General features: G+C 72.3%; 17 protein-coding genes. 16 read left to right on the top strand and 1 reads right to left on the bottom strand.

The features are described from left to right. Positions 1-122 precede the first annotated feature (122 nt). Positions 123-947, bottom strand: coding sequence for a class I SAM-dependent methyltransferase (locus ACWDBE_RS31680; protein WP_449791312.1), 825 nt, complete (start codon positions 945-947; stop codon positions 123-125). Positions 948-1,136: 189 nt separating this feature from the next. Between ACWDBE_RS31680 and proS the strand changes: the two genes are divergently transcribed. The 16 genes from proS (at position 1,137) to dprA (ending at position 15,582) form a co-directional block, all read left to right on the top strand. Then, a complete protein-coding gene (gene proS / locus ACWDBE_RS31675) occupies positions 1,137-2,549 on the top strand; it encodes a proline--tRNA ligase (RefSeq protein WP_449791313.1) in 1,413 nt (470 codons plus the stop codon). A gap of 422 nt (positions 2,550-2,971) precedes the next feature. Then, a complete protein-coding gene (locus ACWDBE_RS31670) occupies positions 2,972-3,550 on the top strand; it encodes a hypothetical protein (RefSeq protein ID WP_359822362.1) in 579 nt (192 codons plus the stop codon). 354 nt (positions 3,551-3,904) lie between these two features. Beyond that, a complete protein-coding gene (gene rpsP / locus ACWDBE_RS31665) occupies positions 3,905-4,333 on the top strand; it encodes a 30S ribosomal protein S16 (RefSeq protein WP_045700219.1) in 429 nt (142 codons plus the stop codon). A 2-nt stretch (positions 4,334-4,335) separates the two neighbouring features. Further along, a complete protein-coding gene (locus ACWDBE_RS31660; protein WP_030056773.1) occupies positions 4,336-4,575 on the top strand; it encodes an RNA-binding protein in 240 nt (79 codons plus the stop codon). A gap of 182 nt (positions 4,576-4,757) precedes the next feature. Then, positions 4,758-5,357, top strand: coding sequence for a ribosome maturation factor RimM (gene rimM / locus ACWDBE_RS31655; protein WP_449791315.1), 600 nt, complete (start codon positions 4,758-4,760; stop codon positions 5,355-5,357). Between the two features lie 161 nt (positions 5,358-5,518). Further along, positions 5,519-6,337 (top strand): tRNA (guanosine(37)-N1)-methyltransferase TrmD, encoded by an 819-nt coding sequence (gene trmD / locus ACWDBE_RS31650; RefSeq protein WP_449791344.1) that lies wholly within the window; start codon positions 5,519-5,521, stop codon positions 6,335-6,337. 154 nt (positions 6,338-6,491) lie between these two features. Next, positions 6,492-6,842 (top strand): 50S ribosomal protein L19, encoded by a 351-nt coding sequence (gene rplS, locus ACWDBE_RS31645; protein ID WP_030306736.1) that lies wholly within the window; start codon positions 6,492-6,494, stop codon positions 6,840-6,842. 78 nt (positions 6,843-6,920) lie between these two features. Next, positions 6,921-7,904 carry a signal peptidase I gene (gene lepB / locus ACWDBE_RS31640; protein WP_449809682.1) on the top strand — a complete coding sequence of 328 codons (984 nt, stop codon included), beginning with the start codon at positions 6,921-6,923 and terminating at the stop codon, positions 7,902-7,904. 115 nt (positions 7,905-8,019) lie between these two features. Further along, a complete protein-coding gene (gene lepB, locus ACWDBE_RS31635) occupies positions 8,020-8,877 on the top strand; it encodes a signal peptidase I (RefSeq protein WP_449809681.1) in 858 nt (285 codons plus the stop codon). Positions 8,878-9,120: 243 nt separating this feature from the next. Further along, on the top strand, positions 9,121-10,119 hold the full coding sequence (gene lepB / locus ACWDBE_RS31630; protein WP_449809680.1) for a signal peptidase I: 999 nt from the start codon (positions 9,121-9,123) through the stop codon (positions 10,117-10,119). A 160-nt stretch (positions 10,120-10,279) separates the two neighbouring features. Beyond that, entirely contained in the window at positions 10,280-11,032 is a 753-nt protein-coding gene (lepB, locus tag ACWDBE_RS31625; RefSeq protein ID WP_449809679.1) for a signal peptidase I, read from the top strand. Between the two features lie 112 nt (positions 11,033-11,144). Then, positions 11,145-11,618, top strand: coding sequence for an NUDIX hydrolase (locus ACWDBE_RS31620; protein WP_449791320.1), 474 nt, complete (start codon positions 11,145-11,147; stop codon positions 11,616-11,618). Between the two features lie 55 nt (positions 11,619-11,673). Next, the gene (locus ACWDBE_RS31615; RefSeq protein ID WP_030056781.1) at positions 11,674-12,000 is read left to right on the top strand and encodes a DUF2469 domain-containing protein; all 327 of its coding nucleotides are present in this window, start codon (positions 11,674-11,676) and stop codon (positions 11,998-12,000) included. Between the two features lie 168 nt (positions 12,001-12,168). After that, entirely contained in the window at positions 12,169-12,690 is a 522-nt protein-coding gene (locus ACWDBE_RS31610; RefSeq protein ID WP_449791321.1) for a YraN family protein, read from the top strand. A gap of 1 nt (position 12,691) precedes the next feature. Continuing rightward, positions 12,692-14,407 (top strand): YifB family Mg chelatase-like AAA ATPase, encoded by a 1,716-nt coding sequence (locus ACWDBE_RS31605; RefSeq protein ID WP_449791322.1) that lies wholly within the window; start codon positions 12,692-12,694, stop codon positions 14,405-14,407. Further along, positions 14,404-15,582, top strand: coding sequence for a DNA-processing protein DprA (gene dprA / locus ACWDBE_RS31600; RefSeq protein ID WP_449791323.1), 1,179 nt, complete (start codon positions 14,404-14,406; stop codon positions 15,580-15,582). The genes ACWDBE_RS31605 and dprA overlap by 4 nt, the downstream gene beginning before the upstream one ends. The last annotated feature ends 240 nt before the right edge of the window (positions 15,583-15,822 follow it).

Genomic DNA, 15,822 nt, shown 5'->3' with positions numbered 1-15,822 from the left:
GCGCCATGGTGGCGGGCGCTCCCGATTTCGTGTTCCCCCGTCCTTTCCCCGCCTCCTGCCCCGTCTCCTGCCCCGCCTCTCGCCGTCGCAGTCCCCGCTCTGCCCGGCGATCCCCGCTCTGGCTAGCGCGGCCGCTCGGCGACCAGGTAGCGGAACACGTTCTCCATCCGCACGGAGCCGTCCGCGCGCAGGTACGGCTGGAGCACCTCCTCCAGCTCCTTGGCCACCAGCGAGGCGCCGGAGAACTCCTCGGCTGGCTCGAACAGGCCGGTGGAGAGCAGTCCGCGCACCGCGCTGTCGAGGTCGGCGTAGGCGAACGGGCAGCTCACCCGGCCGCTGCCGGCCGGACGCAGCCCGGCCGGGGCGAGCAGGTCCTCCAAGGCGCCGGGCGCGCTCAGCTCGAACGGGTCGCGCGCGCTGGTCCGGCCCGCCATCCGCCGGGCCACGTCCAGCACCGGGGCGCTCTCGCAGCGCTCCGGCGGCCCCCAGGCGGCCAGCACCACGTGCCCGCCCGGGAGGGCGAGCCGGGCGGCCTCGGCCACCACCGGGCCGGGCTCGGCGGCGCCGGGCAGCTGCTCGAAAACAGTCACCAGCGAATGGGCCGGGTGGGGGACGGCGGATGGTGTCCGGGCCCCCGCGCACACCCGCAGCCGACGGGCGCGGGCCAGCTCGCGCAGCTCGTCGCGCGGCTCCTGTCCGGCGACCTGGGCGCCCCGGCCGGCCGCGAGCAGCAGGGCCAGCCCGGACCGGCAGCCCAGGCCCAGCACGCTGCTCGCCGGGCCGACCTCCAACCGGTCGTAGACCGCTTCGTAGAGCGGCACCAGCATGCGCTCCTGGATCTCCGCCCAGTCGCGCGCCCGCGTGGGGCGCGCCGCCCCGGTCCGCGGGTGGTGCGGGCGTGCGCCCGTCGGTCGTGCGGTCGTGCCGGTCGTCCGCGCTGAAGCCATGGCGGCCTCCCATCCGGTCCTTCGGTGTGCTGCTACGGCTCCCCCAAAGTCCCGCCCCACACCAGCGAACAGCGGGTCGGGCCCGGCGTCCAGAGGGGTGCAGGGTGGTGCGCGCGTGTCACGGTGGTGCGCCCCCATCCGGTGATACCGATTCGAAACCGGGGCCCCGGGCCCCGTACCATTCGCCCCATGGCTAAGGCACCCGTTCTCACCCCTCAGGCGGAAGACTTCCCGCGCTGGTACCAGGACCTCATCAACAAGGCCGAGCTGGCCGACAACGGTCCGGTGCGCGGCACCATGGTCATCCGACCGTACGGCTACGGCCTGTGGGAGCGGATGCAGCAGGAGATGGACGCGCGGATCAAGAAGGCCGGCGCGCAGAACGCCTACTTCCCGATGTTCATCCCGCAGTCCTACCTGACCAAGGAGGCCGAGCACGTCGAGGGCTTCGCCCCCGAGCTCGCGGTGGTCACCCATGGCGGCGGCAAGCAGCTGGAGGAGCCGGTCGTCGTCCGGCCGACCTCCGAGACGATCATCAACGAGTACTTCTCGAAGTGGGTGCAGAGCCACCGCGACCTGCCGCTGCTGATCAACCAGTGGGCCAACGTGGTCCGCTGGGAGCTGCGTCCGCGTGTCTTCCTGCGCACCACCGAGTTCCTCTGGCAGGAGGGCCACACCGCCCACGCCACCTACGAGGACGCCCGTGACTACGCGTCGATGATCCACACCCAGGTCTACGGCGACTTCATGACCAACGTGCTCGGCATCGACGTCGTGCTCGGCCGCAAGACCGCCAAGGAGCGCTTCGCCGGCGCCATCAACACCCTCACCCTCGAGGGCATGATGGGCGACGGCAAGGCCCTCCAGATGGGCACCAGCCACGAGCTGGGCCAGAACTTCGCGAAGGCGTTCAACACCACCTACCAGCTGCAGGGCGCCGAGCGCGAGCACGTCTGGCAGACCTCCTGGGGCGTCTCGACCCGCATGGTCGGCGGCCTGATCATGTCCCACGGCGACGACAACGGCCTGCGGGTGCCCCCGCGCCTGGCCGCCGTCCAGGCCGTCGTGCTCGCGATCAAGGGCGACGACGCGGTCATCGCCAAGGTCCGCGAGATCGGCGCCCAGCTGGAGGCCGCCGGCATCCGGGTCGTGGTCGACGACCGCACCGACACCCCGTTCGGCCGCCGCGCCGTCGACTGGGAGCTCAAGGGCGTCCCGCTGCGCATCGAGGTCGGCCCGCGCGACCTGGAGAACGGCACCGCGATGCTGGCCCGCCGCATCCCGGGCGGCAAGGAGCCGGTCTCCATCGACGCCCTGGCCACGCTGCTCCCGGGCGTGCTGGAGGAGGACCAGGCGCTGCTGCTGCGCCAGTCCCGCGAGCGCCGCGAGTCCCGCACGGTTGACGTCAAGACCATCGACGAGGCCATCGAGGCCGCCGCGACCGGCTGGGGCCGGATCTCCTGGGCCGACCTCGGCGCGGAGGGCGAGGCCAAGCTGGCCGAGCAGGGCGTCACGGTCCGCTGCATCGTCGCCGCCGACGGCTCGGTGCCGCAGACGGACGACCAGGAAGGCAACGTCGCGCTCGTCGCCCGGGCGTACTGACATCCGTTCGGTGTCCGCCGGACGTCCGCCCTCCGCGGGTATTGACCGGCAGCGGCGACATTTGCCCGGAATGCGGATGGGTAAGAATCCGGTAACTGTTCCGGCGTGTCCGCGCGGTGGACATCCCTACTGGCCGGTCAACTCCCGGTATTAACGGAATAGCGGTACGGTGTACGGCCCGTGGCCCTGTCAATCCGGCAGGCCCACGGGCCGTACGTCCTGGGTGGCGACAGCCCGCCCCCCGGACGGAATTGACCAGGCCCGTCGGCGTTGCGACGGGCCGAAACCGGCAGGGGGTTGGTCTTGCGTCAGATCCGGAACGCGCAATTCGCGCGCGGCCTCGCATTCCTGGGAGTTCCCTGTGAATTCCCCGGGAACGGGAACATGCGGAACATCGGCTCGCACTCCATCGTTGGTCTAGCGTGAGCACGACACAGCCCCTCGTTCTCGCGGCCGAACTGGCCGCCGCCTGGAGCGACATCCAGGCCTACCACCAGGACCTTCCCGACCTCGCCTCGCCCGAGGCGCTGATCGGGGAGTCCTCCTCGGCCTGTGGGACGCGGCTCGGTTTCGAGCGCCTCCTCCACGAGGCTGCCCACGGTCTGGCCGCGGCCCGGGACATCCGGGACACCTCGCGGGCCGGCCGCTACCACAACCGGCGCTTCCTGATGCTCGCTTCCGAGCTGGGCCTGGCGCACCCGGTCGAGCCGCACGCGAGCAGCGGCTTCTCCCAGGTGACCATGCTCAAGGAGACCCAGGAGCGGTACGCCGACACCATCGAGCGCCTGGACCGTGCCCTCGGGGCGCACCAGGAGGCGGTGGCCGGCGACGGCGCGACGCGCGCCTTCCGCGGCCCCGCGGCCCGGCACGGCTCCTCCGGGGGCGGCGTGCGGGTCAAGGCGGTCTGCGGCTGCGGGCGCAACGTCCGGGTCGTTCCGTCGGTGCTCGCGCAGGCGTCCATCGTCTGCGGTGCGTGCCAGCAGCCGTTCAAGATCGCCTGAGCGGTCGACGCCCCGGCGGACTGCTGTGCGGGCAGCGGTCCGGCCGGAATGCCGGAGTGCGGCGGCGAGCCGCACTGCGGTGAAGTGAGCACTGCGGAAGTGAGCGGTGCAGCAGGACAGTGGTGATGTCTTCGGGCCGGACCGGGAGCGGGGGCTCCCGGTCGAGCCCTGACCGGGCGCCCGGCCCGCGTACAGGCGGTTCTCGCCGATGTGGCAGAATGGACAGCTGAGTACTCGGCAGCCGGGCAGGACCCCTCTCTCCTACGGCTGGCGTGTCCCTTGAACGGTCCGCCGCGCAACCCCACGCGCTGGCGAGCCCGCTCACCCACGTCAACACCAGGAGAATCCACTCCCGTGGCAGTCAAGATCAAGCTGAAGCGTCTCGGCAAGATTCGCTCCCCGCACTACCGCATCGTCGTCGCCGACGCCCGCACCAAGCGTGACGGCCGCGCGATCGAGGAGATCGGCATCTACCAGCCGACCTACAACCCCTCGAAGATCGAGGTCGACAGCGACCGCGCCCAGTACTGGCTGTCCGTCGGCGCCCAGCCGACCGAGCCGGTGCTCGCCATCCTGAAGCTGACCGGCGACTGGCAGAAGTTCAAGGGCCTGCCGGCTCCGGCGCCGCTGAAGGTCGCCGAGCCGAAGGTCGAGGACTTCTCGCACCTGTTCGCCAAGGCCGTCGCCGGCTTCGAGGACGCCACCACCGGCGTCGCCATCACCCCGAAGGCCAAGAAGTCGGACAAGGCCGAGGCCGAGGCCGACGCCGCCGCCGAGGCCTGATCGTGATCGAGGACGCCCTCGACCACCTGGTGAAGGGCATCGTCGAACACCCCGACGAGGTGCAGGTGCGCTCGCGCAACCTGCGTCGGGGTAACACCATCGAGGTGCGGGTGCACCCCGATGACCTCGGCAAGGTGATCGGCCGGGGCGGCCGTACGGCGCGCGCGCTGCGCACCGTGGTCGGCGCCCTCGGCGGTCGCAACGTCCGGGTCGACCTGGTCGACGTGGACAACATTCGCTGACGCTGCTGTTCGTTCAGCCGTCAGGGCTTGTCAGGCCGACCGGGACGCATGTCGTCCCGGTCGGCCTTTCGCATTTCCATCCGCTTTTCCGTCGCATCGCCGCTTCGCACGATCGCTTCGCGGCACCGCTTCGCAGTCCGTCGCTTTCGTTTCGGCTCAGGAACTCCAGGAGAACGATCACCGTGCAGCTCGTCGTCGGCAGGATCGGCCGTGCCCACGGCATCAGGGGGGACGTCAGTGTCGAGGTCCGCACCGACGAGCCGGAACTCCGGCTCGGCCCCGGTGCCGTCGTGCTCACCGACCCCGCGTCGGTCGGACCGCTGACCGTCGAGTCCGGGCGGGTGCACAGCGGCCGGCTGCTGCTGCGCTTCGTCGGAGTCAAGGACCGCAACGCGGCCGAGGCCCTCCGCGGCACCCTGCTCATCTCCGAGGTCGACCCGGAGGAGAGCCCCGAGGACCCGGAGGAGTACTACGACCACCAGCTGATCGGCCTGGACGTGGTGCTGCTCGACGGCACCCTGGTCGGTGAACTGACCGAGATCGTCCACCTGCCCTACCAGGACCTGCTCACGGTGAAGAAGGCCGACGGGACGGAGGTGCTGGTGCCCTTCGTCAGCCAGATCGTGCCGACCATCGACCTGGAGAACCAGCGTGCCGTGATCACTCCGCCGGCCGGGCTGATCGACCCGGAGCAGGCCGAGGTCGCGGGGACCTCCTCGGCCGAGCGCACCGAGGGCTCCGAGCGCACCGAGGGTTCCGAGGACGCGGAGGAGTCGGAGTGACCGTCGAGGAGCGTGCCGGGTCGGGGGCCGAGGCGGTCGACAGTGCCGTGTCCGACGCTGCCGTGTCCGGTGCTGCCGTGTCCGACGCTGCCGTGTCCGACGCTGCCGTGTCCGGTGCTGCCGTGTCCGACGCTGCCGTCTCCGGTGCGGTGCAGAGCGGTATGAGGATCGACGTCGTCACGATCTTCCCCGAGTACCTGGAGCCGCTGGACATCTCGCTGGTCGGCAAGGCCCGCGCCCGCGGCCAGCTGGACGTGCACGTCCACGACCTGCGCGGGTGGACCCACGACGTGCACCGCACGGTCGACGACAGTCCGTACGGCGGCGGCCCCGGCATGGTGATGAAGCCCGAGCCGTGGGGCGAGGCGCTGGACGCGGTGGTCGCCGCCGGCCCCGAGGGGCAGGTGCCCACGCTGGTCGTGCCGACCCCGAGCGGGCGCCCGTTCACCCAGGAGCTCGCCCAGGAGCTGGCAGGCCGCCCCTGGCTGGCCTTCACCCCCGCCCGGTACGAGGGCATCGACCGCCGGGTGATCGAGGAGGCGGCCACCCGGATGCCGGTGGTCGAGGCCTCGATCGGCGACTACGTGCTGGCCGGCGGCGAGGTCGCCGTGCTGGTGATGGTCGAGGCGATCGCCCGGCTGCTGCCCGGCGTTCTCGGCAACGCCGAGTCCCACCGCGACGACTCCTTCGCGCCGGGCGCGATGGCCGATCTGCTGGAGGGCCCGGTCTACACCAAGCCCGCCGAGTGGCGCGGTCGGACGGTCCCGGACGTGCTGCTCAGCGGCAACCACGGCAAGATCGCCCGCTGGCGCCGCGAGCAGGCCTTCGCCCGGACCCTGGCGAACCGCCCCGACCTGGTCGAGCGCTGGCAGTACGGCGCCTTCGACAAGAAGGAGCGGGAGGCGCTGAGCACCCTCGGCCTGGTCTGGGACGAGCGGCTCGGCCGATTTCGGTCCGTGGCCGGTGATGTGGAAGAATAGGCCGCTGCTGTCTGTCGCTGGTTCCCTTCCGTAGGGGGCACGTGGACCGGCGCCCCCGCCACGGGGGGATCGTCGTCAGCCGATGCGGCCCGCAGCAGACCCCATTGTGACGATTTTCCGTGGGCGGCCCGTGGCGCCTGCGATGGAGAGCAACATGAGCAACAAGCTCGCTGCTGTCGACGCGGCCTCGCTGCGTAGCGACATTCCGGCCTTCCGCGCCGGTGACACCCTGAAGGTTCACGTCCGGGTCATCGAGGGCAACCGCTCCCGTGTCCAGGTCTTCCAGGGCGTCGTCATCCGCCGCCACGGCGCCGGTATCGGTGAGACCTTCACCGTTCGCAAGGTCAGCTTCAACGTCGGCGTGGAGCGCACCTTCCCGGTGCACACCCCGGTCGTCGAGAAGATCGAGGTCGTGACCCGCGGTGCGGTTCGCCGCGCCAAGCTGTACTACCTGCGTGACCTCCGCGGCAAGGCCGCGAAGATCAAGGAGAAGCGCGACCGCTGATCCACCGGCCCCCGGCCTCGCCGGGGGATCGGAACGCTCCGAGGGGGCCGAACGGCCGCAAGGTAAGCTCACCCCCCGATGAGCACGCACGAACCATCCGCGGACCGCGACGGCAGTCCCGCACCCACCAGTGCGGACTCGCTGTCGCGGTCCGCGGTCGTTTCCGGGGGCGGGCCGGAGCACGTCGAGGTGTCGGAACAGGCCGGGGTGTCGGAACAGGCCGAGGGCCAGGAGCGGGCCGAGGGCTCCGGCGACAGTGACCCCGGCGGCGAGGGCGCCGATGGTGCCGGCAGTGCCGATGACGCCGATGGCAGTGATGGTGGCGACGGGGGTGATGGCGGTGGTGGCTCCGGTGACGACGACTCGGAGCAGGCGCAGGAGCCGCGGCACTCGCGCTCGCGGGACCTGCTGCTGTTGGTCGGGATCTGCCTGGCGGCCCTGCTGCTGGTGAACGCCTTCGTCGCGCGCCCGTTCTCGGTGCCCTCCGGGTCGATGGAGGAGACCCTGCGCCCGGGCGACCGGCTGGTCGCGAACCAGCTCGCCTACGCCTTCGGCGGCCACCCCCAGCGGGGCGACGTCGTGGTCTTCGACGGGACGGGCTCCTTCCTGTATGGGTCGGCCGAGCCGTCCGGCTTCTGGGACGGCCTGCACTCCCTCGCCCAGGACCTCGGACTGGCCCCGGCCGGGGACACCGTCTACGTCAAGCGCGTGATCGGGGTCGGCGGGGACCGGGTGACCAGCACCGGCCCGGGCGCGCCGATCACCGTCAACGGCGTGCCGATCGACGAGACCTCCTACCTCTCCCCGGGCGACGCCCCGTCGAGCGTGGCCTTCGACGTCATCGTGCCGGCCGGCAAGCTCTGGGTGATGGGTGACCACCGCAGCGCCTCCCGGGACTCGCGCGACCACCTCGGCGAGCCCGGTGGCGGCTTCGTGCCCGAGAGGAAGGTGATCGGGCGTGCGGACTGGGTGGTCTACCCGTTCTCGCGCTGGACCGGCCTGGACCGGCCCGCGGCCTTCGCCGTGACTGCGGGAACGGGCGGTCATGGGGACCAGGGGTAGGGGGCGGCTCGCCGATCGCCCCACAGCCGGGGGACCGGGGGACGGGGGGTCGACGGCCGGCGGGGCGACGGCCGGGGGACCGGGGAAGGACGCAGCGGCGGACCGTGGGCCGATCGTGGCGGCGCCGGCGCGTGGTCGGGCCGAGCGCCGGCGCAGTGCCCGCAAGGCGGCCCGCCGGCGCAGGCGCTCGCTGGTGCGCGAGGCGCCGCTGATCGTCCTGGTCGCCCTGCTGGTGGCGCTGGTGATGAAGACCTTCCTGGTCCAGGTGTTCGTGATCCCCTCCGGCTCGATGGAACAGACCATCCTGATCGGGGACCGGGTACTGGTGGACAAGCTGACCCCCTGGTTCGGCAGTGAGCCGCAACGCGGCGACATCGTGGTGTTCAAGGACCCGGGCGGCTGGCTGGAGCACGACCGCAAGCCGTCCGAGGACGGCCCGGTGCTGGGCGCGGGCAAGCGGGTTCTGACCTTCGTCGGGCTGCTGCCCTCCGACGACGAGCAGGATCTGATCAAGCGGGTGATCGGCGTCGGCGGCGACACCGTCGAGTGCTGCGACGCCCAGGGACGCCTCACCGTCAACGGCCGTCCGGTGGAGGAGCCCTACCTCGCGCCTGGCAACCCGCCGTCCCGGCAGACCTTCAGGATCCAGGTGCCGGAGGGGCGGTTGTGGGTCATGGGCGACCACCGGGACGTCTCCGCCGACTCCCGTTTCCACATGGGCAATCCGGGACAGGGGACGATCCCGCTGAGCGGCGTGGTCGGTCGCGCGTTCGTGGTCGCCTGGCCGCTGGACCGTTTCCATCAACTCGATGCGCCGAATTCACTCTCCTCTCTTGCCCGGATGCCGCAGGCCGTCGGAACTGCCGCGGAATCGGTGGGCGTTGGGCCGGTTCCTGTGGAACCCCCGCTCGTTATGGGGGTGTTGGGCATCCTTCCGCTCGTCGTTCGTCGGTCCGGGCGCACTCCGGAGTGAGCCGCGTCGGCCGCCGACCGGACGGGCCTCGAGTGTGGGACCGCGAGCCGGATGCCGTGGAGTGATAGAGAAGTGCAGGTGCGGCCGGGAGTGGTCCGGGCCGTCGGCCGAGGCTGTGCTGGTGTCAGGGGCGTCCGCCTTGGGCAAGCCCTGAGGCGTTCATGGTCGTGGTGAGCGTGGTGCCCGCTGTGCGGCACTCTGAGCGCGGGCGCACAGGCGTCCGCACAGCAGGGAGGAGACGTTGTGGGGGATTTGGTGATCGGCGCCCGATCAGGCGCCGGAGAGCCCGAGGGCTCGGGCCGTCGGGCGGACCGGTCCGCCGAGTCCGCGGCCTCGGCCGAGGCCGCGGCGGCGCAGACCGCCGACGGTCAGGGCGGCTCCGGGCCGGAGGACGCCCCGGACTCCCCGCACGCGGGTGTCGAGCCCGCGGACGGGTCGGAGTCGGAGGCTCCGGCCAAGCCGCACAAGCAGCGCTCGTTCTGGAAGGAACTGCCGATCCTGATCGGCATCGCGCTGATCCTCGCGCTGGTGATCAAGACCTTCTTCGTCCAGGCGTTCTCCATTCCGTCGGAATCGATGCAGAACACGCTGCAGGTCGGCGACCGTGTCCTGGTGGACAAGCTGACCCCGTGGTTCGGGGCCGAACCCGAGCGCGGCGAGGTCGTGGTGTTCCACGACCCGGGCGGCTGGCTGAACGACGAGCCGACCCAGCAGAGCAGCAACTCCTTCGTCCGCGGCGTCCAGGACGTGCTCAGTTTCGTCGGCCTGATGCCCTCCGCCAACGAGAAGGACCTGATCAAGCGGGTCATCGCGGTCGGCGGTGACACCGTCGAGTGCGAGGCCGACGGGCCGGTGACGGTCAACGGCGTCCCGCTCAACGAGCCGTACGTCTACCCGGGCAACACCCCGTGCGGTGACCACCCCTTCGGCCCGGTCCAGGTGCCCAAGGACCGGATCTGGGTGATGGGCGACCACCGCGCCAACTCGCTGGACTCCCGCTTCCACATGGACCAGCCGGGCGGCGGCACCGTCCCGGTGGACAACGTGATCGGGCGTGCCTTCGTGGTGGCCTGGCCGATCAGCCACTGGTCGACGCTGCCGGTGCCGAACACCTTCGACCAGACGGGCCTGGCGGCGGCCGCGCCGATGGCGCCGCCCGTGGCCGGTGCGGTGGGGGCCGTCGCCCTGCTCCCGTTGGTGCGCCGGGTGCGGGGCCGGGCGGAGCGCCGCCAGGAGTCCTGAGCTCCACCGGATCCCGACCCACCGGGTTGGCCCCGGCTCTTGCGCGGGCCGTGGTACCGACGAGTAATCTGCTCGGACGTGCCACGGCCCGTCGGCTTTTCCGCCCGTGCCTCCGGCGTGCCAGTGGTGTTCTCCGGTCGGCCAGAGGTGGACGGTGTCGATGAGCAGTGTCGTGGAGCAGACGGCCGACCACCCGACCGCGCCCGCCCACGTGCGCCGCCGGCCCGCCGCGGTGCTGCAGGGCGTCGCGCTGGCGCTCGGACTGGTGCTGATGGTCGGCGGTTTCGCCCTGATCGCGATCGACTACCGGCCGTACAGCATCCCCACCGCCTCGATGCACCCGACGCTGCGCGCCGGTGACACCGTGCTCGCCCGCAAGGTCGGCGGCGGCGACATCGGGCGGGGCGACGTGGTGGTGTTCAGGGACCAGGCCTGGGGCGGCGAGCTCATGGTCAAGCGGGTGGTCGCGGTCGGCGGGGACACCGTCGCCACCACCGGAGCCGACTACCGGCTGACGGTCAACGGGCAGCCGGTGGACGAGCCCTACCTCGCGACCCAGGGCCACCAGGGCGCCACGTTCAGCGTGACGGTGCCCCAGGGCCGGCTGTTCCTGCTCGGCGACAACCGGGTGGGCTCCCTCGACTCCCGTACCCACCTGGAGGTCGACGGCGGGACCGTCCCGGCCGACGCCGTCGAAGCCAGGGTCGAGGCCACCGCGCTGCCGTTCGGCCGGATGGGTCTGCTCGGCAGGGTCACCGACTTCGACGGCTTCACGGGCCCGAAGGCCGCGCGGCCCGGCCCGCTGGAACCCCTCGTCTACGCGACCCTCGCGGGCGCGGCGCTGATCCTCGTGACCTCGGCGGTGGGCGGGGTGGCCGGCCTGGCCCGCCGGTTCCGGGGGCGCAGCTCCTGAGCGGGGGCGTCGCCCGGTGGGCCGCTCTGCCGAACATCGCCCCGGACGGCCGCGTCGGGTGGCAGGATCGGTAGCGCCACCGATGCGAACGGAAGGAGCGTGGAGCGCCGCCATGACAGCACGGCGTCGCAGGGCGGCGCGGATCCTGCTGCTCGACGGGCAGGACCGCATCCTCCTCTTCCTGGGGGCCGACCCGGCCGCCCCGGAGGAGACGTGGTGGTTCACGCCCGGGGGCGGCTTGGAGGCGGGCGAGGGCGTGCGCGAGGCCGCCGAGCGGGAGCTCGCCGAGGAGACCGGCCTGCGGGGGGTGGACCTGGGGCCCTTGGTGGCGTACGGCACGGTGTCGTTCTCCTTCCGGGGACAGCGTTACGAGCAGGAACAGTGGTTCCACCTGGCCCGGACCGCGGAGACGGGGCTGGACCACTCGGGCACGGGCGCGGACGAGCACGCCCAGCTGCTCGCGGCCCGCTGGTGGACGGTCGAGGAACTGAGGGGAACCGCCGAGACGGTCTATCCGGTCGGTCTGGCGGACTTCCTGGAGCGGCTGCTGGCCGAGGGCCCGCCGGTGGAACCGGTACGGCTCTGACCGTGGGTGCGGTGGTCCACAATGGGTGGACGCGACAAGTTGAGGGGACGCCTGGATGAGTGCCGAAGATCTCGAGAAGTACGAGACCGAGATGGAGCTCAAGCTCTACCGGGAGTACCGGGACGTCGTCGGCCTGTTCAAGTACGTGATCGAGACCGAGCGACGGTTCTACCTCACCAACGACTACGAGTTGCAGGTGCACTCGGTCCAGGGCGAGGTGTTCTTCGAGGTGTCGATGGCGGATGCGTGGGTCTGGGACATGTACCGGCCGGCCCGGTTCGTCCGCAAGGTCCGGGTGCTGACCTTCAAGGACGTGAACATCGAGGAACTCGCGAAGAGCGATCTGGAGCTGCCCTCGGACGAGTCCGGCTTCGGGAACTGACGTTGAACGACTCCGTCCCGTGTTGTCCAGCCGAATTTCGCGGGAACGGGGCTTCTCACCCCTGCGGGTGACAAAAGTTGTCCACAGGCCCGAGTTATCCACAGGGAACGGGAATTCCCGGGCCTCGTCGTGCGTGTTGGTGCAGCCTCCTCGGCGGAGGTGGTCACCATGCAGCACACCGTCGTGCAGGACCAGCAGGACCAGCAGGAGCAGGCCGTACCGGACACGGCCGAAGCCGGGAAGGCCGCGCGGGCGGTCCCGGACCGCACCACCAAGAACGGGCTCGGCCGCTACGGGGAGCGGGTCGCCGCCCGCCGGCTCGCGGAGGCCGGACTCCGCATCCTGGACCTCAACTGGCGCTGCGTCGAGGGCGAGCTGGACATCGTCGCGCTCGACGGCGACACCGTGGCGGTCTGCGAGGTGAAGACCCGCTCCGAGCGGGGTTTCCAGCAGCCCACCGAGGCCATCGACCGGACCAAGGCCGCCCGGCTGCAACGCCTGGCCGAGCGCTGGATGGCCGAGCGCTGGCCCGGTCACTTCGCCGAGCTGGCCGGGCCCGGCTACGACCCGGGGCCCACCGATCCGCAGTGGCCGCCCGCCCCACCGGGCGGGGTGCGGATCGACCTGGTCGCAGTGGTCAACCGGGCGCGGGGTGCGGCCCTGGTCGACCACCTGCGGGGGGTGGTCTGAGATGGCCTTCGCGCGCACCTGTTCCGTCGCGCTGGTCGGCGTCGACGGAGTGATCGTCGAGGTCCAGGCCGATCTGGAGCCCGGGGTGGCCGCGTTCACCCTGGTCGGCCTGCCCGACAAGGCGCTCACCGAAGCCCGCGACCGGGTCCGAGCCGCGGTCGTGAACAGCGGCGAGGCCTGGCCGCAGCGCAAACTGACCGTCGGACTCAGCCCCGCCTCGGTGCCCAAGAGCGGCAGCGGCTTCGACCTCGCGGTGGCCTGCGCCGTGCTGGCCGCCGCCGAACGACTCGACCCCTCCGTCATCGCCGACCTGCTGATCATCGGCGAGCTGGGGCTGGACGGCCGGGTGCGGCCGGTCAGAGGGGTGCTGCCCTCGGTGCTGGCCGCCGCCGACGCCGGGTACGAGCGGGTCGTGGTCGCCGAGCAGACCGCGCCCGAGGCCTCGCTCGTCCCCGGGGTGACGGTGATCGGCGTCCGCAGTCTGCGCCAGCTCATCGCCAACCTGACCGGCGTGGCGGCACCGGAGGAGCCGCCCGATCCGATCGGAGGCAGGCCGGATCCGCTGATGGCCGGCCTGATGCTGCCCTGCGCGGCGGTGCGGGGCCTGCCCGACGACCGGGCGGCCCGGCTCGACATGGCCGACGTGGCCGGCCAGTACGAGGCCCGGCGGGCCCTGGAGATCGCCGCCGCCGGAGGACACCACCTCTACTTGAAGGGCCCCCCGGGCGCGGGCAAGACGATGCTGGCGGAGCGGTTGCCCGCGCTGCTCCCGCCGCTGACCCAGAAGGAGGCGTTGGAGGTCACCGCCGTCCACTCGGTGGCGGGGCTGCTCCCGGTCGGGCGCCCGCTGATCGACACCGCGCCCTACTGCGCCCCGCACCACTCCACGACGATGCCGGCCATCGTCGGCGGCGGGAGCGGTCTGCCGAGACCCGGCGCGGTCTCGCTGGCCCACCGGGGCGTGCTCTTCCTGGACGAGGCGCCGGAGTTCCCGGTCCGAGTGCTCGACGCGCTGCGCCAGCCGCTGGAGTCGGGCGAGGTGCTGATCGCCCGCTCGGCCGGATCGCTGCGGCTCCCGGCGCGCTTCCTGCTCTGCCTGGCGGCCAACCCCTGTCCGTGCGGTCGGTACTCACGGCGGGGCGAGGGCTGCGAGTGCACCCCTGCCATGGTCAGCCGCTACCAGGGGCGGCTGTCCGGGCCGCTGCTGGACCGGGTCGACCTCCAGGTCCAGGTGGCCCCGGTGACGCGGGTCGAGCTGATGGAGCGGGACGCCACGGCGGAGACCACCGAGACCGTCGCGGCCCGGGTGCTGGCCGCGCGGGAGCGGGCGGCGGCCCGGCTGGCGAACACCCCGTGGCGGACGAACGCGGAGGTGCCGGGCCACGAGCTGCGCACCCGCTGGCAGCTCGCGGGCGGCGCGCTCAACGACGCCGCGCGGCAGTTGGAGCGGGGGCTGCTGACCGCCCGGGGCCTGGACCGGGTGCTCCGGGTCGCCTGGACGGTCGCCGACCTCGCCGGACGCGACCGGCCGGACCAGCGGGACGTGCGTACCGCCCTCGTCCTGCGCACCGGGGTGGAGCACGGACTGCCGCTGACCGAGCGGGTCTTCGGCCGGCTCGGCGGAAAACCGGCGCGGCGCGGCAGCCCGGAAGAGGGCCGGCCCACGAAGCCGGGGGCGCCCGACGGACATCCGTGGAACCAGGAGGGTGAGGCATGAACCAGTTGCTCAGGCAACCGCGAATTCCCGGCGCGGCCGCGGCCAACGTCGAGCCGGAGCCCGAGCGCCTCGCCCGGGTGCTGCTGGGCCGGCTCAGCGAACCGGGCGACGCGGTGGTCGGCCGGTGGCTCGGCCAACTCCCCGCCGTCGACGTGGTGAAGGCGATCCGGGACGGGGCGGTGCCCGACCACCCCGCGCTGGACGCGACCCGGCTGGCCGGGTACCAGGCGCGGCTCCCCGGCCTGGATCCGCAGATGGACCTGAAACGGGTACGCGACGTCGGCGGACGGTTCATCATTCCGGGGGACACGGAGTGGCCCAGCCAGCTCGACGACCTGGGTGACGGACGTCCGATCGGACTCTGGGTGACGGGCACCGGCTCGCTGCGGCTGCTCGCACTCCGGTCCGTCGCGCTGGTGGGCTCCCGCGCCTGCACCGCCTACGGCGCCCACGTCGCGGGGGAGCTGTCGGCCCAACTGGCCGAACGAGGCTGGGTGGTGGTCTCCGGAGCCGCCTACGGGATCGACGCCGCCGCGCATCGAGGGGCACTCGCGGTCGGCGGGATGACCGCCGCCGTGCTCGCCTGCGGTGTCGACGTCGCCTATCCCAAGGGCAATGCCGAACTGATCCGGCGGATCGGCGTCCAGGGTCTGCTGGTCAGCGAACTGCCGCCCGGGGAGCATCCGAACCGCTTCCGCTTCGTCCTCCGCAACAGGGTCATCGCGGCGCTCACCCGGGGGACGGTGGTGGTCGAAGCGGCGGTGCGCAGCGGCGCCCTGAGCACGGCCAGACGGGCGCGGGACCTCAACCGCCACACCATGGGCGTCGCGGGCCCGGTGACTTCGGAGCTCTCCGCCGGGGTGCACGCCCTGATCCGCAGCGGCGCCGCCACCCTGGTCACCGACGCGGCCGAGATCACGGAGCTGATCGGGGCGATCGGGGAGGACCTGGCGCCGCAGCGCAGCGGCCCGGTGCTCCCGCGCGACCTGCTGGAACCGGCGGTGGCCCGGGTGCTGGAAGCCGTACCCGCGACGGCGGACGGGGCGCCGGTCGAGCGGCTGGCCCGGCAGTCCGGCCTCCCGCCGGACGAAGTCCTCCAACGGCTCTACGAGTTGGGCTCGCTCGGCTACGTGGAGCGGCACGGCGCGCACTGGCGCGTGGTGCGGAGGAGGTGAGCGTCGGAACGGAGAACACACCCGCGCCGAGGGAACGCACGTCGGCCGCCCGGCTGCCCGGCACTCCGGTTCCTCTGTTCGCAGTCTCGATCCGGTGTGCGACGGCCACCGGATCGGGGGACGACCGAGTGGCGGTAGCGCTTCGCAGTGAGTCGGTCACGCTACGCTCCACATGCCTTCCCTATCAGCACATGACTCGGCAGAACGGCGCAGACCAACGCATGCCCACACACATTCCCG

The sequence above is a fragment of the Kitasatospora sp. NPDC001132 genome, from assembly GCF_053598415.1.
Note: the sequence above shows the minus strand (reverse complement) of the source record. Positions and strands in the feature narration are given on the sequence as shown.

Bases quoted from the DNA above. Each gene is read 5' to 3' on its own strand.
- ACWDBE_RS31680 (WP_449791312.1), bottom strand. From the start codon at position 947: ATGGCTTCAGCGCGGACGACCGGCACGACCGCACGACCGACGGGCGCA.
- proS (WP_449791313.1), top strand. From the start codon at position 1,137: ATGGCTAAGGCACCCGTTCTCACCCCTCAGGCGGAAGACTTCCCGCGC.
- trmD (WP_449791344.1), top strand. From the start codon at position 5,519: ATGAGGATCGACGTCGTCACGATCTTCCCCGAGTACCTGGAGCCGCTG.
- rplS (WP_030306736.1), top strand. From the start codon at position 6,492: ATGAGCAACAAGCTCGCTGCTGTCGACGCGGCCTCGCTGCGTAGCGAC.
- lepB (WP_449809682.1), top strand. From the start codon at position 6,921: ATGAGCACGCACGAACCATCCGCGGACCGCGACGGCAGTCCCGCACCC.
- lepB (WP_449809679.1), top strand. From the start codon at position 10,280: ATGAGCAGTGTCGTGGAGCAGACGGCCGACCACCCGACCGCGCCCGCC.
- ACWDBE_RS31620 (WP_449791320.1), top strand. From the start codon at position 11,145: ATGACAGCACGGCGTCGCAGGGCGGCGCGGATCCTGCTGCTCGACGGG.
- ACWDBE_RS31615 (WP_030056781.1), top strand. From the start codon at position 11,674: ATGAGTGCCGAAGATCTCGAGAAGTACGAGACCGAGATGGAGCTCAAG.
- ACWDBE_RS31610 (WP_449791321.1), top strand. From the start codon at position 12,169: ATGCAGCACACCGTCGTGCAGGACCAGCAGGACCAGCAGGAGCAGGCC.
- ACWDBE_RS31605 (WP_449791322.1), top strand. From the start codon at position 12,692: ATGGCCTTCGCGCGCACCTGTTCCGTCGCGCTGGTCGGCGTCGACGGA.
- dprA (WP_449791323.1), top strand. From the start codon at position 14,404: ATGAACCAGTTGCTCAGGCAACCGCGAATTCCCGGCGCGGCCGCGGCC.